The sequence below is a fragment of the Streptomyces sp. NPDC050085 genome, assembly GCF_044460595.1.
GTDB lineage: Bacteria > Actinomycetota > Actinomycetes > Streptomycetales > Streptomycetaceae > Streptomyces.
Window position 1 is genome coordinate 1,891,934 of sequence record NZ_JBITJZ010000001.1, and the last position, 14,358, is coordinate 1,906,291.

Genomic DNA, 14,358 nt, shown 5'->3' on the forward strand with positions numbered 1-14,358 from the left:
CCGAGTTATTTCCCGCGGTCACCGGGCCGAAGCCCGGTTCTCCGCTCCGAATTCCACGCTCCTGGCAGCCCTACTCCCCGGAGGCCGGCTCGCTCTTCCAGTCCGGGTGCCCCGGCATCGGCGGCGTCTTCGTGCCGTACAGCCACGCCGTGAAGAAGCCGTCCAGGTCACGCCCCGCGATCCGCGAGGCGAGGCGGGTGAAGTCCGCGGTGGTGGCGGTGGAGTCGCGGTACGTACGCACCCACTGCCGCTCGAGGCGGTCGAAGGCCTTCGGGCCGATCTCCTGGCGCAGCGCGTACAGGACAAGGGCGCTGCCGTCGTAGACGACCGGCCGGAAGATGCTGATCTTCTCGCCGCCCTCGGGCCCCTTGGGTGCGGCGGGCGCGCCGCCGGAGGCCCGCCAGGCGTCGGAGTCGCGGTAGGCGTCGCGCATCCGCGCCTCCATGGGCTGGTGCGCCTTCTCCTGCGCGTACAGGGCCTCGTACCAGGTGGCGTGTCCCTCGTTGAGCCACAGGTCGGACCAGGTGCGGGGGCTGACGCTGTCGCCGAACCACTGGTGGGCCAGTTCGTGGACCATGATCGAGTCGACGTACCACTCGGGGTACTCGGGGCGCAGGAACAGCTCTCTCTCGAAGAGAGAGAGCGTCTGCGTCTCGAGTTCGAAGCCGGTGGTCGCCTCGGCGACGAGCACCCCGTAGTTCTCGAAGGGGTAGCGCCCGACCTTCCCTTCCATCCAGGCGAGCTGCGCCGGCGTCTTCTTCACCCACGGCGCCAGTGCCTTGGCGTCCTTGGCCGGTACGACGTCGCGCACGGGCAGGCCGTGCGGGCCTTCCTGCCGGATGACGGAGGAGTGCCCGATGGAGACCTGGGCGAGTTCGGTGGCCATGGGGTGGGCGGTGCGGTAGGCCCAGTTCGTGGCACCTCCTTGTCGCGTCTGCGCCACAGGGAGGCCGTTGGCGACGACCGTGTACCCCTTGGGGGCGGTGACGCGGAAGGTGAAGTAGGCCTTGTCGGCGGGGTGGTCGTTGCACGGGAACACCCGGTGGGCGGCGTCCGCCTGGTTCGCCATGGCGAGGCCGTCCTTGGTGCGGACCCAGCCGATCTCCTCCTTGCCAGGAACGGGGTTGCTGGTGTGGCGCACCGTGATGTGCAGCGGCTGTCCGGCCGCGACGGGCCGGGAGGGCGTGACGATCAGGTCCTCGTCACTGGTCGCGAATCCGGCGCGGGCCCCGTTGACCTCCACGGAGCGCACGGTGCCGTGCGAGAAGTCCAGGTTGACCTGCTCGAGCCGGGAGGTCGCACGGGCGTCGATCTTGGTGACGGTGTCGAGCGGCTTGCTGTTGTCGCCCTGATAGGTGAAGGCGATGTCGTACGACTGGACGTCGTAACCGGGGTTGCCCAGATGCGGGAAGAGACGGTCACCGATGCCGAGGGGTGTCACCGGCCGGGGCGCGGCCGCGGCTAGGAGGGCGACAGAGGCACCGACGGCGAGCAGCGCGGCGGTGCGGGGCGTTCGGGCCCGAAGACGGGGGGTGAGCAGCATGACCTACGGCTATCAGCGCGCCGCCCCACGACTGGGGCGGCACACCCCGCACCCACCCGAACGAGACCTGCTCGGGCCCGCCAAACATCCGCCAGGTGCCCTCAGAGCGCTCCTGCCGCCGCGTGCTGGGCGCGCCCGACGTCGTACACCCCCGGCACGTTCCGCATCGCCCGCATCAGTCCCTGGAGGTGGGCGGCGTCCGGGAGTTGGAGCGTGTACGTGTGCCGGACGCGGCCCTGTGCGGGCGGCTCGACGGTCGCCGAGATGATGGCGACGCCCTCCAGCGCTATGGCTTCGGTGAGGTCGGCCAGCAGGTGCGGGCGGCTGAACGACTCGGCGACGAGCGTCACCCGGTACTCGGCGGTCTCCGCGTCGGCCCAGCGCACGCCGACCTCTGCGCGCCCGGCGCTCTTCATCCGGGCCGCCCCGGAGCACTCGACGCGGTGCACGGTGACGACCCCGCCGCGTACGGCGAAGCCGGTGACCGAGTCGGGCGGTACGGGCGTACAGCAGCCGGCGAGGCGGACGGTGGCGCCCGGCTGGTCCACCACCGCGTTCGCCGCCGCGGGGCGCGCCGAGGGCCCGCTGTAGGGCGCGCGAGGGGCCGCCTCGGTGGCGCTCGGGCCCTCCGGGTGAGCTGCGATCCAGCGGCGGATGGCGATGCGTGCGGCGGGCGTACGGGCGTGGTCGAGCCAGTCTCTGGACGGCTCGGAGGCGGCGGCGCCCTCCATGCGGTCCATCAGCAGCTGCACGGTGTCGCCGTCGCGCAGGACGGTACCGAGCGTCGCCAAGCGGCCGTTGACCCGAGCGCCGATGCAGGCGTGGGCGTCCTCGCCGTACTGCGCGTACGCGGCGTCCACGCAACTGGCGCCCGCGGGCAGCCCGATGGTGCCGCCGTCGGGCCGGAAGACGGTGATCTCGCGGTCCTGGGCGAGGTCCTCGCGCAGCGTGGACCAGAACATGTCGGCGTCGGGCGCGGACTGCTGCCAGTCGAGGAGGCGGGAGAGCCAGCCGGGGCGCGTGGGGTCGGAGCGCTCGCCGACGGTGTCGAGGTGCTCCTCGCCGGACGGCGTGTACGGGTTGCCGAGGGCGACGACGCCCGCCTCGGCCACCTTGTGCATCTGGTGCGTACGGATGAGGACTTCGGCGACCTCGCCGTCACCGCGGGCGACGGCGGTGTGCAGTGACTGGTACAGGTTGAACTTCGGTACGGCGATGAAGTCCTTGAACTCGGACACCACCGGGGTGAAACAGGTGTGCAGCTCACCGAGGACGCCGTAACAGTCGGCGTCTTCGGAGACGAGGACCAGCAGGCGGCCGAAGTCGGCGCCGCGCAATTCGCCGCGCTTGCGCCACACCCGGTGCACCGACACGAAGTGCCGTGGCCGGATGAGGACTTCGGCGCTCAGGCCCGCCTCCCGCAGGACGCCACGCACCTCTTCGGCGATCGCGGCGAGCGGCTCGTCCTCGCGTGCCGCGTTGGTCACCATCAGGGCGCGTGTCTGCGCGTACTCCTCGGGGTGCAGGATCGCGAAGACGAGGTCTTCCAGTTCGGTCTTCAGCGCCTGTACGCCGAGGCGTTCGGCGAGCGGGATGAGGACGTCGCGGGTGACCTTGGCGATCCGCTCCTGCTTCTCCTGGCGCATGACGCCGAGGGTGCGCATGTTGTGCAGGCGGTCGGCGAGTTTGATCGACATCACGCGGACGTCGTTGCCGGTGGCGACCAGCATCTTGCGGAAGGTCTCGGGCTCGGCAGCCGCTCCGTAGTCGACCTTCTCGAGTTTGGTGACGCCGTCGACGAGATAGGCGACCTCTTCGCCGAACTCCGTACGGACCTGATCGAGCGTCACGTCCGTGTCCTCGACGGTGTCGTGGAGCAGGGAGGCGGTCAACGTCGTGGTCTCCGCGCCCAGTTCGGCCAGGATCAGCGTGACCGCGAGCGGGTGCGTGATGTACGGCTCGCCGCTCTTGCGCATCTGGCCGCGGTGCGAGGACTCGGCGAGCACATAGGCGCGGCGCAGCGGGTCCAGGTCGGCGTCCGGATGGTGCGCGCGGTGCGCCTCGGCCACGTGGCCGATGGCGTCGGGCAGCCGGCCCCGGGCGGCAGGGCCCAGGAGCGCGGCACGGCCCAGGCGCCGCAGGTCGATCCGGGGGCGGGCACGCCTGCGCGGTGCTCCGGGCGTGATCGGCCCCGGGGTGGCGGGGTTGGTCGCCTCCGCACTCATGAGCACCTCCGGCTTTCTCTACCGGCGGCGGGCTGGCGGGGGCACCCGTCCGGACCGGTGCTTGATGCTACCGAGCCCATCACGTGGCGCAGTCCCGCTCTCGCCCAGCGTGAAACGGATCACCCATTCGAGCGAAGGTTCACGGGTTTACGGTTTCGAGGGCCGCGAACCAGTCCGCGTCGAGCTCGCCCTCGGCCACGATCACGGCCGGTCCTGTCATTTCGATCTCGCCGTCGGGCCGCTCGGTGATGGTGAGCCGGCCTCCGGGCAGGTCGATCTCGTACGTCGCCGGCACTCCCGTCGCGGCCGGGTCGAGGCCGTCCCGGCGGGCCGTGGCGACGGCCACCGCGCAGGCACCGGTGCCGCACGAGCGGGTCTCGCCCGAGCCGCGCTCGTGCACGCGCATGGCGACGTGCTGGGGGCCGCGGTCGACGACGAATTCCACGTTCACACCCTGCGGGTAGGCGTTGGCCGGGGCGAAGGGCGGCGGGTCGAGCAGCCGGCCCGCGTGCGCGAGGTCGTCGACGAAGGCGACCGCGTGCGGGTTGCCCATGTTCACGTTCGTCGCGGGCCAGGTGCGGTCGTCGACGGTGACCGTGACGTCGGCCTCGGGGCCCGCGGGGAGCACGGCCTTGCCCATGCCGACCGTGATCAGGCCCTCCTTGTCGATGTGGACCGTCTTGACGCCGCCGCGCGTGGCCACGGCGAGGTCTCCCTCGGTGACGTGTCCCGCGTGCTGGAGGTAGCGGGCGAAGACCCGCACCCCGTTGCCGCACATCTCGGCGATCGAGCCGTCCCCGTTGCGGTAGTCCATGAACCACTCCGCCTCGGCGGCGAGGTGCCGCACCTCGGGGTGGGCGGCGGTGCGCACGACATGGAGGACGCCGTCGGCGCCGATGCCCGCGCGGCGGTCGCACAGGACCGCCACAGTGGCCGGGGACAACGCGATCGCGTTCTCCGGGTCCGGGATGATCACGAAGTCGTTCTCGGTCCCGTGACCCTTGAGGAAGGTCGTCATTTCTCGATCGTACGAGATGGGTCGGACAGCGCGGTCAGCGGAGGCGGGCCACGCGCCAGACGGCGAGCACCGCCACCGCGGCGACGACCACGACGTATGCGCCGACGACCCGCCAGTCCGGCCATCTGCCCGAGCCGCGGGGCGGCAGGCCGGGCAGCGTGTAGCCCACCCGGCGGGCGGCCATCATGCCCCAGCCGGCCGCGCACGAGCTGATCAGCAGGCCGAGCATGGCGACGACCGCGCCGCCGTCGCCGAACTCGAAGAACAGCGGGAACGCGAACATCAGCGAGCCGATGGTGGCCAGCATCACGATGGGGGCGAGCTGCCAGATGCGCAGCCTGCGCTGCGGGCGCAGCTCGACCTGGACCTCGGCCGCCGCGTCCTGCGCGGTGATCTCGTCGGTGGTCGGTCCGTCGGCGATCACGCCGTCCGGGAGCCCGTCGGGCCCGACAGGTCCCACAGGTCCGTCCGAGCTCAGCTGCTCGCCGCCTGGTGCGGTGTCACGAGGGCCGGCCTCCATCGCCACGCGCCCTCCCACTTCGGACTCCACTGGTCGATCGATGGTCGATGATGGCACGCCCGGCGAGGCCGGGATGACCGCCCGGGCGTCCCGATGCCATCACGTGATCAGGCTGTAACCGGTCGTTCGACCAACGCCATTGCCCGGGCCGGGAGTTCCCCGCGCTCGGAGAGTGCCCCACTGAGCCAGTGCACGCGCGGGTCGCGCCGGAACCACGAGTCCTGGCGGCGCGCGAAGCGCTTGGTGGCGCGGACCGTCTCCGCGCGCGCCTCGTCCTCGGTGCACTCGCCGGCGAGTGCGGCGAGGACCTGCTGGTAGCCGAGGGCGCGGGCCGCCGTACGTCCTTCACGCAGGCCCTGGGCCTCCAACGCGCGCACCTCGTCGACGAGGCCCGCCTCCCACATGCGGTCCACGCGCGTGGTGATGCGTTCGTCGAGTTCCGGACGCTCGACGTCGACGCCGATCTGGACGGTGTCGTAGACGGAGTCGTGTCCCGGCAGGTTCGCCGTGAACGGCTTGCCGGTGATCTCGATGACCTCCAGGGCACGCACGATGCGCCGGCCGTTGCTCGGCAGGATCGCGGCGGCGGCCTCCGGGTCGGCCGCGGCGAGGCGGGCGTGCAGGGCGCCGGAACCGCGCAGCGCGAGTTCGTCCTCCAGGCGGGCCCGGACCCCGGGGTCGGTGCCGGGGAACTCCATCTTGTCGACGGCGCCCCTTACGTAGAGGCCTGATCCGCCCACAAGGATGGGCCAGCGCCCCTCCTTAAGGAGGCGGTCGATCTCGGCGCGGGCGAGCCTTTGGTACTCGGCGACGCTCGCCGTGACCGTGACGTCCCAGACGTCCAGGAGGTGGTGCGGAACCCCGGCGCGCTCCTCGGGCGTCAGCTTGGCGGTACCGATGTCCATCCCTCGGTACAGCTGCATGGAGTCGGCGTTGACGACCTCGCCGCCGAGCTCCTTGGCGAGGAAGACACCGAGATCTGACTTTCCCGCCGCGGTGGGACCGACGACGGCGATGACCCGCGGGGCGGGAGCTGCGCTACTCACCGCCCCAGTCTCGCAAACCCCGGCACCTCTTCTCGAACGAGCTACGTGACGCCACAGATTCGGGGTCGTTGCCTGTTGCGAGGTTCCAGCCGCCGGTTTTGAGGACCGGTGACCCGGGCGGCGCAATGGGACGCACCGGGAAGGGCGGGATTTCGCCCACACGAGTAACGTATGGAGTTGAAATGGGCGTTTTTGCCATGTTTCGCCGGAAGGCCAAGGACAGCGTCGAGGTGTCAACCGTCGAGGAGCAGGCCGGCACTCTGACGGCCGAGCCGGAGACGGAGGGCCCCGAGGCCATGCCCGAGGCCGCCGAAGCCGCCACGGCCGACGAGAAGGCCGAGGAGGCACAGGCCGGCGAGAGCGCCGAGGCCGCCGCACCGGAGAGCGTGGAGATTCCGAAGCAGCAGTCCGCGGAGCAGGCCGCCGACAACGAGGCCGGCGAGGGCGCCCGCAAGTAGCTTCCGCGAGGGAAGGTGAATCCATGGGCTTCCTGGACAACTTGAAGGCCAAGCTCAGCCCCGCCAAGGACAAGGTCAACGACCTCGCGCAGCAGCACGGGGACAAGATCGACCAGGGCCTGGACAAGGCCGCCAAGATGGTCGACGACAAGACCAAGGGCAAGTACAGCGACAAGATCCAGCAGGGCACGGACAAGGCGAAGGACGCCGTGGACAAGCTCTCCGGACCGGACAGCAAGGACGGCGGCACTCCGCCTCCTCCCGCGGCGTCCTGACGCCGCAGCGACAGACACACGGCGGACGGCCGCGAAGCTCCCGGGCTTCGCGGCCGTCGCCGTACCTGGAGGGGCCTCGGGCCTACGTCCAGGAGGCCACGAAGTAGCCCACTCCGTAGGGGGCGTCCTCGTACAGGAGGCGGGCGGTGGCGCTGCCGTCGTCCCACTGGTCGCCGTCGCAGGCTCCGAGCAGGACCTGCCACGGGGAGCGGCCGGAGATCTTGAGTTCGCGGGCCAGGTCCACGTCCAGGTTCGGGAAGCAGCCCTCGCTGTCGAGGCTGCGAAGGGCGGCGGCGATCTCCGCGTCGACGCCCTCGGCGCGCTCGTCCAGGTAGCCGGGGGCCTTCAGGGTGCGACAGGCCGTGCCGTCGCCCATCACCAGCAGGCCGACCCGGTCCGCCCAGGACGCGATGTGCACGCCGTCCTCGCCGTTGGCGGGCCACGAACGGTCGTCCCGCACCTCGTAGCCGCGCACGGGTCCCTCCCAGCCCGCGCGCGCGAGCAGCCAGGCGCCTACGGACAGGGACGGCGGGAGCGTGGCCTCGGCAGCGCCGGACGGGGCCCCGAGGTGGACGTCGACGTCCACGCCGAAGGGCCGGAACGAGCCGCGGGCGCCCTGCTCGTGGCGAGCGGTGCGCGGGCCCGTGCCGACCACCACGACCAGGTCGGGTGCGGCGGCGAGCACCGCGCCGATGGCCTCGCCGCAGGCCGCGCGGGCGGCGTCCAGCTCGGGAGCCGCGCCCGCAGCGACCTCGGGCACGAGCAGCGGCGGGCAGGGGCAGACGGCGGCGGCGACAAGCATGATCGTCAGCCTACTGCGGGGGTGGCGCCCCGGGGCCGTCCGGCCCCGCGTCCCGCGGCTCGCTGCCCGTCGGCGACGGGAGGGCCGAGTACGCGGGCGGGTGGGGCGACTTCTCCGAGTCCCACACCAGCTCGGCCAGGTGGAAGCGCAGGTCGTGCGCGGACATGCGCCCCTCGATCCGGACGTAGTACGCGTCGGCGCCCTGCCGGTACACCCGGCGGCTGCGCTCGCGCAGGCCCGCCTTGTGCCGGTGGGCGCACGCCACCTCGTAGAGCCGCTGCCGGGCCGTCTCGCCCGGCGCCCTGAAGCGCTGGAGCACCTCGAAGAAGTGGTACTCCCCCGAGTCGTACGCCACCGTGATCGCCCAGTAGGCCGTGCCTGGCATGCGTCCCCCGTGGTGTCGGTCAGTCGACGGCGCAGCCCCCGGTCACGGCCGGAAGCGGCTCGGGCACGCCCACCTTGGGGAGGCCGAGCAGCACGCCCTGCTTCTTGTCCGCTGCTTCCTTGTTGCGCTTTTCCCAGGCGTCGCCCGCGCGCGTGGGGCGCACGTTCAGCACGGGGCCTTCCGCGAGGAGGTGGTGCGGGGCGGCGTACGTGATCTCGACGGTCACGACGTCGCCGGGGCGCACCTCGGTGTCCGGCTTGGTGAAGTGGACCAGGCGGTTGTCGGGGGCGCGGCCGGACAGGCGGTGCGTGGAGCCGTCCTTGCGGCCCTCGCCCTCGGCGACCATGAGGTCCAGGGTGCGGCCGACCTGCTTCTTGTTCTCCTCCCAGGAGATCTCCTCCTGGAGGGCCACGAGACGCTCGTAGCGCGCCTGCACGACCTCCTTGGGGACCTGGTTCTCCATGGTCGCGGCCGGGGTCCCGGGGCGCTTGGAGTACTGGAAGGTGAAGGCCGCGGAGAAGCGGGCCTCGCGCACGGCGTGCATCGTCTGCTCGAAGTCCTCCTCGGTCTCGCCGGGGAAGCCCACGATGATGTCGGTCGTGATGGCCGCGTGCGGGATGGCTGCGCGGACCTTGTCGATGATGCCGAGGAAGCGCTCCTGGCGGTACGAACGGCGCATCGCCTTGAGGACCGTGTCCGAGCCGGACTGCATCGGCATGTGGAGCTGCGGCATCACGTTCGGCGTCTCGGCCATGGCGGCGATCACGTCGTCGGTGAAGTCGCGCGGGTGCGGCGAGGTGAAGCGCACGCGCTCCAGGCCCTCGATCTGCCCGCAGGCGCGCAGCAGCTTGCTGAAGGCCTCGCGGTCGCCGATGTCGCTCCCGTACGCGTTCACGTTCTGCCCGAGCAGCGTGATCTCGGAGACGCCCTCGGCGACCAGGGCCTCGATCTCGGCGAGGATGTCGCCGGTCCTGCGGTCCTTCTCCTTGCCGCGCAGCGCGGGGACGATGCAGAAGGTGCACGTGTTGTTGCAGCCCACGGAGATCGACACCCAGGCCGCGTACGCGCTCTCGCGACGGGTCGGCAGCGTGGAGGGGAAGGCCTCCAGCGACTCGGCGATCTCGACCTGCGCCTCTTCCTGGATGCGGGCGCGCTCCAGCAGGACGGGCAGCTTGCCGATGTTGTGCGTGCCGAAGACGACGTCCACCCAGGGCGCCTTCTTCACGATGGTGTCGCGGTCCTTCTGGGCGAGGCAGCCACCGACGGCGATCTGCATCCCGGGACGCGAGGTCTTGCGGGGAGCGAGTCGGCCGAGGTTCCCGTAGAGCTTGTTGTCCGCGTTCTCCCGCACCGCGCACGTGTTGAAGACCACGACGTCGGCGTCGCCGTCGGAGCCCTCGGGGGCACGGACGTAACCCGCGTCCTCCAGGAGGCCGGACAAGCGCTCGGAGTCGTGGACGTTCATCTGGCACCCGTAGGTGCGCACTTCATAGGTCTTGGGTGAACGATCGTCCACGGACGGACGCGGGTGGCTGCTGCTCATAACAACAAGGGTATGGGGTGCGCGGAGTACCCCGGTGCGGCGGAGGCCCCCCGGAGCCCCCTGCAGTCCACTCTTCCGACGCCCTGCGGTATTTTGAACGCGTTCAACTCATCGTAGGGGAACGCGTTGGGAAACGAAGGGGGCGTCATGAAGGTCGTACTGGCGGGCGGAACGGGGCAGGTCGGCGGCGTCCTTCGTCGCGCACTGAGCACGGCGGGACACGAGGTCGTCGTGCTCAGCAGGCGACCCACGCGCGCGGGCGAGGTGTTCTGGGACGGCCGCACTCCGGGGGCGTGGATCAAGGAGATCGACGGCAGCGACGTCGTCGTCAACCTGGCCGGGCGCAGCGTCAGCTGCCGCTACACCCCCGCGAACCTGCAGGCGATGATGGACTCGCGCGTCGAGTCGGCCCGTGCCGTGGGCGAGGCCGTCGCCGCCGCGGACCAGCCGCCCGGGCTGTGGCTGCAGATGAGCACGGCCACGATCTACGCGCACACCTTCGACGCCGCGCACGACGAGGCGAGCGGCGTCCTCGGCGGCACGGAACCGGGTGTCCCGCGCTACTGGGAGTACAGCGTGCGCATCGCGCGGCAGTGGGAGCGCGCGCAGGAGGACGCGGACACCCCGCACACGCGCAAGGTGGCCCTGCGCGCGGCGATGGTGATGAGCCCGGACCGCGGGGGCGTCTTCGACGTGCTGTCGTGGCTGACGCGGCTCGGCCTCGGCGGTCCGGTCGCGGGCGGCAGGCAGTACCTGTCGTGGATCCACGACCAGGACTTCGTGCGGGCGGTCGAGTTCCTGATCGAGCGGGACGACCTCGCGGGTCCGGTGAACCTCGCGGCGCCCGGCCCGCTCCCCCAGCGGGACTTCCAGCGCATCCTGCGCCGCGCCCACCGGATCCCGGTCGGCCTGCCCGCCACCCGCGCGATGGCCGAGCTCGGCGCGTTCGCCCTGCGCTCGGACACGGAGCTGCTGTTCAAGAGCCGCCGCGTGGTGCCCGGCCGACTCCTGGACGCGGGGTTCGCCTTCCGTTACGAGGACTGGGAGAGCGCGGCGCGTGATCTCGTACGCCGCTCGCGCCGGCGCCGCTGAAATCGTCGCCGAGGTGTGACGCCCGCAGCCGTCTGCGGGCCTGGTCAGCGCCCGGCCCGAGCTGGCAGGATCGCGCCCATGCCCCAGCCGTTCGCCCGCGTCACCCGCCGCCGCGCCCTCACCGGCGCCGCGGCCGGGCTCGTGGCGTTCGGGCTGCTGCTGTGGTGGCTGTTCCCGTTCGGTGAACCCGCGCCGAAGGGCCGGGTCACCATCAGCACCGGCGCCCACCGCGGCGTCTACGCGACCTACGGGACCCTGCTCAAGAAGGCCCTCGCCCGCGACGTCCCCACCCTCGACGTGACCCTCACCAGCAGCGAAGGCTCGTGGGACAACGTGGAGCGGGTCGCCACCGGCAAGGCCGACTTCACCATCGCCGCGGCGGACGCGGTCGCCAAGTACCAGGCCGAGAAGCTGCCGGGCGCGGACCGGCTGCGCGGCTGCGCACGGCTCTACGACGACTACATGCACCTCGTCGTACCCCGGTCCTCGACCGTGAAGTCGGTCGCGGACCTGAAGGGCAAGAAGGTCGCCGTGGGCGGGGCGCGTTCGGGCGTGCGGCTCATCGCCGACAAACTGCTCCGCGCGGCGGGCCTGGACATCGACGCGGACATCACCCCCGTGGGGATCGGCATAGACACCATGCCCAAGGCCCTCACGTCCCACAAGATCGACGCGTTCTTCTGGTCGGGCGGTCTGACCACGACCAATGTCCGCGAGTTGTCGAAGGAGTTCCCGATCCGCCTGGTCGAACTCGGGAGCCTGGTCGACAAGATCCACAAGCAGGACAAGTCCTCCCGCTACTACCGGGCCGCGGTCATGCCCGCCGACGCCTATCCGGAAGCCCAGCAGGGCGAGCCCGTCAGCACGCTGGCCGTCGCGAACCTCCTGGTGACCACCGACCGCACCGACCCGGGCCTCACCGAGGCGATGACCCGCACCGTCATCGACAGCCGCGACCACATCGGCGCCCAGGTGCACGCGGCCCAACTCGTCGATCTCAGAACGGCCGTGTACACGGACCCGCTCGCGCTGCACGAGGGAGCGCGCCGCTACTACCGCTCCGTCAAGCCCTGAGGAGCGGTCGCCGCCGGCTCGGTGCGCGGCACCCGCACCGTCACCTTGAGTCCGTGCGGCTCGGCCTGCGCGTACGCGATGGAGCCGCCGCCCGCGGTCAGCAGCGCGCGCGAGATGGACAGGCCGAGGCCGGACCCCTTGATGTTCTGGTGCTGCCCGCTGCGCCAGAACCGGTCGCCGATCCTCGCCAGCTCCTCCTCGCGCAGACCCGGTCCGCCGTCGGCGACCTCGACGGCGGTCGTCCCGCCGCCCGCCGTGACCGTGATGCGGACCGTCTCGCCGCGCGGCGTGAACTTCAGCGCGTTGTCCACGACCGCGTCCAGGGCGCTGGACAGCGCCACCGGGTCGGCCCAGCCGGTCACCGCCGGGCAGTCGGCGACCAGGCGCACACCCTTCTCGTCGGCCGTCAGGCGCCATGCCTCGACCCGCTCGGCGGCCAGCGCGCCGATGTCCGTCAGCTGCAGGTCCGCGGGCGCGTGCTCGGCCAGCGCCAGATCGAGCAGGTCGTCCAGGACCCGGGCCAGGCGCTTGCCCTCGGCCTGCACGGACGCGATCTCCTCATTGCCCTCCGGTAGCTCGTACGACAGGACCTCGATGCGCAACATCAGGGCGGCGAGCGGATTGCGCAGTTGGTGCGAGGCGTCGGCGACGAAGGCGCGCTGCTGTTCCAGCACGTCCTCGACGTTGTCCGCCATCTCGTTGAACGACCGGGCCAGGCGCCGAAGTTCCGGCGGACCACCAGCAGCCGCGACGCGTGACTTGAGGCGCCCGGTGGCGATGTCGTGAGTGGTGGCGTCCAGCACGCGTACGGGCCGCAGGACCCAGCCGGTCAGGCGCAGCGCCGCACCCACGGCGAGCAGCATCGCGGCCACCTCGCCCGCGGCGATCACGGCCCAGCCGCGCACCGTCGCGGCCCGCATCGCACCGGTGGGCGAGTCGGTGACGACGACCGCGACGACGTCGCCGTCCCGGATCACCGGTGAGGCGACCACGATCCGGCCGCCCCGCTGCCAGGGCCACACCTGCGGCGGATCATGGCTGCCGCGCGAGTACAGCGCCTCGTCGAACGCCTCGCGCACCTGGCCCCGCTCGGGCACCGCGAAGTCGTCCGGCGCCTGCCCCATGGGCACGTCGTTGCGGTAGAAGACGCCGGCCCTTATGCCGTACACGTCGTGGTAGCGGGCGAGTTCGGTCTGCAGCGTCTGCTGCCGTTCGTCCGGCGTCTGCGGCACATCGTCGTCCGGACGTGTCGTGACGAACTGCGCGAGCGAGGCGAACCGGGCGGTGTCGTCGATCCGGTCGACGACGACCTTCTGCTGCTGCGCGGAGGCCACGCTGACCGCGAGCGGGAAGCCGAGCGCGAGCAGCACGCCCGCCATGAGGACGATGAGCAGCGGAAGCAGACGGGCGCGCACCCGGGGACTCTACGGCTTCCGCTACGCGGCCGGGGCGACGAGCCGGTACCCGACGCCGCGCACGGTCTCGATGAGGGCGGGCATGCGCAACTTGGAACGCAGGGAGGCGACGTGCACCTCCAGGGTGCGCCCCGTCCCCTCCCAACTGGTGCGCCACACCTCGCTGATGATCTGTTCCCGGCGGAAGACGACGCCGGGGCGCTGCGCGAGCAGGGCGAGCAGGTCGAACTCCTTGCGGGTGAGCTGGACGACGGATCCGTCCACCGTCACCTGCCGCGTGGGCAGTTCGATGTGCACGGCGCCGAGCCGCAGCCCGTTCTCGGCCGCGGGCGCGCTCTCGCCGCCGGCCGTGCGACGGCTGACGGCGTGGATACGAGCGAGCAGTTCCCCGGTGTCGTACGGCTTCACCACGTAGTCGTCGGCACCGAGGTTGAGCCCGTGGATGCGCGAGCGTACGTCCGCGCGCGCGGTCACCATGATGACGGGGGTCGAGGTGCGCTTGCGGATCTTGCCGCACACCTCGTAGCCGTCCTGGTCGGGCAGTCCGAGGTCGAGCAGGACGACACCGAAGGCGTCGGGTTCGGGGACGAGCGCCTGCAGCGCCTCCTCGCCGTTGCGCGCGTGGTGCACCGTGAAGCCGTGCCGGGACAGCACGGCGGACAGGGCCGCGGCGACGTGGTCGTCGTCCTCCACGAGCAGCAGTCTCATTCCGGCCCCCTCTCACGTCCCGGCCTCTTCAGGTTCACCAAGGCATCCACGCCGATACATAAGTACGACGTCAAGAGCCTCCCGGTTACGTCCGTGTTCCGTTATGCACCCGGTACGCGGGGCGGCCGCCCCCTTCACCCATAGTGTCCGGTTGCAGCCGGATCGTTATGCTCAATTTCCCCTCAGATGTAATGACGCTGGTCGTACGGCGTTATTACTGTCCTCCCAACCGAGGAGGATGGAGCAAGACCCCG

General features: G+C 71.4%; 14 protein-coding genes. 4 read left to right on the forward strand and 10 right to left on the reverse strand.

The window, feature by feature from the left end:
- Window positions 1-70: 70 nt before the first annotated feature.
- The 5 genes from ACIBUY_RS08110 to miaA form a co-directional block, all read right to left on the reverse strand.
- Window positions 71-1,543 (reverse strand): M1 family metallopeptidase, encoded by a 1,473-nt coding sequence (locus ACIBUY_RS08110; protein ID WP_365576015.1) that lies wholly within the window; start codon window positions 1,541-1,543, stop codon window positions 71-73.
- 101 nt (window positions 1,544-1,644) lie between these two features.
- Window positions 1,645-3,768 (reverse strand): HD domain-containing protein, encoded by a 2,124-nt coding sequence (locus ACIBUY_RS08115; RefSeq protein ID WP_365576013.1) that lies wholly within the window; start codon window positions 3,766-3,768, stop codon window positions 1,645-1,647.
- Window positions 3,769-3,907: 139 nt separating this feature from the next.
- Window positions 3,908-4,786, reverse strand: a complete 879-nt coding sequence (gene dapF, locus ACIBUY_RS08120) for a diaminopimelate epimerase (protein ID WP_399152117.1) — start codon at window positions 4,784-4,786, stop codon at window positions 3,908-3,910.
- Window positions 4,787-4,820: 34 nt separating this feature from the next.
- Window positions 4,821-5,306: a hypothetical protein gene (locus tag ACIBUY_RS08125; RefSeq protein WP_365576047.1), complete on the reverse strand. Its 486-nt coding sequence runs from the start codon at window positions 5,304-5,306 to the stop codon at window positions 4,821-4,823.
- Window positions 5,307-5,413: 107 nt separating this feature from the next.
- Window positions 5,414-6,352 carry a tRNA (adenosine(37)-N6)-dimethylallyltransferase MiaA gene (miaA, locus tag ACIBUY_RS08130; RefSeq protein WP_399152118.1) on the reverse strand — a complete coding sequence of 313 codons (939 nt, stop codon included), beginning with the start codon at window positions 6,350-6,352 and terminating at the stop codon, window positions 5,414-5,416.
- Between the two features lie 197 nt (window positions 6,353-6,549).
- Between miaA and ACIBUY_RS08135 the strand changes: the two genes are divergently transcribed.
- Both ACIBUY_RS08135 and ACIBUY_RS08140 read left to right on the forward strand, forming a co-directional pair.
- A complete protein-coding gene (locus ACIBUY_RS08135) occupies window positions 6,550-6,810 on the forward strand; it encodes a hypothetical protein (RefSeq protein WP_399152119.1) in 261 nt (86 codons plus the stop codon).
- A gap of 23 nt (window positions 6,811-6,833) precedes the next feature.
- The gene (locus ACIBUY_RS08140; protein WP_365576006.1) at window positions 6,834-7,085 is read left to right on the forward strand and encodes an antitoxin; all 252 of its coding nucleotides are present in this window, start codon (window positions 6,834-6,836) and stop codon (window positions 7,083-7,085) included.
- 82 nt (window positions 7,086-7,167) lie between these two features.
- Here the strand turns inward: ACIBUY_RS08140 and ACIBUY_RS08145 are convergent, their stop codons facing one another.
- Genes ACIBUY_RS08145 through miaB form a run of 3 tightly spaced genes read right to left on the reverse strand, consistent with a single transcriptional unit; the run spans window position 7,168 to window position 9,815 of the window.
- Entirely contained in the window at window positions 7,168-7,887 is a 720-nt protein-coding gene (locus ACIBUY_RS08145) for a class III extradiol dioxygenase subunit B-like domain-containing protein (protein WP_365576004.1), read from the reverse strand.
- Between the two features lie 10 nt (window positions 7,888-7,897).
- A complete protein-coding gene (locus ACIBUY_RS08150) occupies window positions 7,898-8,272 on the reverse strand; it encodes a hypothetical protein (RefSeq protein ID WP_365576002.1) in 375 nt (124 codons plus the stop codon).
- Window positions 8,273-8,291: 19 nt separating this feature from the next.
- On the reverse strand, window positions 8,292-9,815 hold the full coding sequence (gene miaB, locus ACIBUY_RS08155) for a tRNA (N6-isopentenyl adenosine(37)-C2)-methylthiotransferase MiaB (RefSeq protein WP_365576000.1): 1,524 nt from the start codon (window positions 9,813-9,815) through the stop codon (window positions 8,292-8,294).
- A gap of 147 nt (window positions 9,816-9,962) precedes the next feature.
- Between miaB and ACIBUY_RS08160 the strand changes: the two genes are divergently transcribed.
- Window positions 9,963-10,907, forward strand: a complete 945-nt coding sequence (locus ACIBUY_RS08160) for a TIGR01777 family oxidoreductase (protein ID WP_365575998.1) — start codon at window positions 9,963-9,965, stop codon at window positions 10,905-10,907.
- Window positions 10,908-10,985: 78 nt separating this feature from the next.
- Complete coding sequence (locus ACIBUY_RS08165) at window positions 10,986-11,981, forward strand: TAXI family TRAP transporter solute-binding subunit (protein WP_365575996.1); 996 nt, start codon at window positions 10,986-10,988, stop codon at window positions 11,979-11,981.
- On the opposite strand, the gene ACIBUY_RS08170 is transcribed toward ACIBUY_RS08165, so the two are convergent.
- Together ACIBUY_RS08170 and ACIBUY_RS08175 are read right to left on the reverse strand one after the other, a co-directional pair.
- Window positions 11,960-13,396 (reverse strand): HAMP domain-containing sensor histidine kinase, encoded by a 1,437-nt coding sequence (locus tag ACIBUY_RS08170; protein WP_365575994.1) that lies wholly within the window; start codon window positions 13,394-13,396, stop codon window positions 11,960-11,962. The two genes, ACIBUY_RS08165 and ACIBUY_RS08170, sit on opposite strands and share 22 nt — an antisense overlap.
- 21 nt (window positions 13,397-13,417) lie before the next feature.
- Window positions 13,418-14,104, reverse strand: a complete 687-nt coding sequence (locus tag ACIBUY_RS08175) for a response regulator transcription factor (protein ID WP_365575992.1) — start codon at window positions 14,102-14,104, stop codon at window positions 13,418-13,420.
- Window positions 14,105-14,358 lie beyond the last annotated feature (254 nt).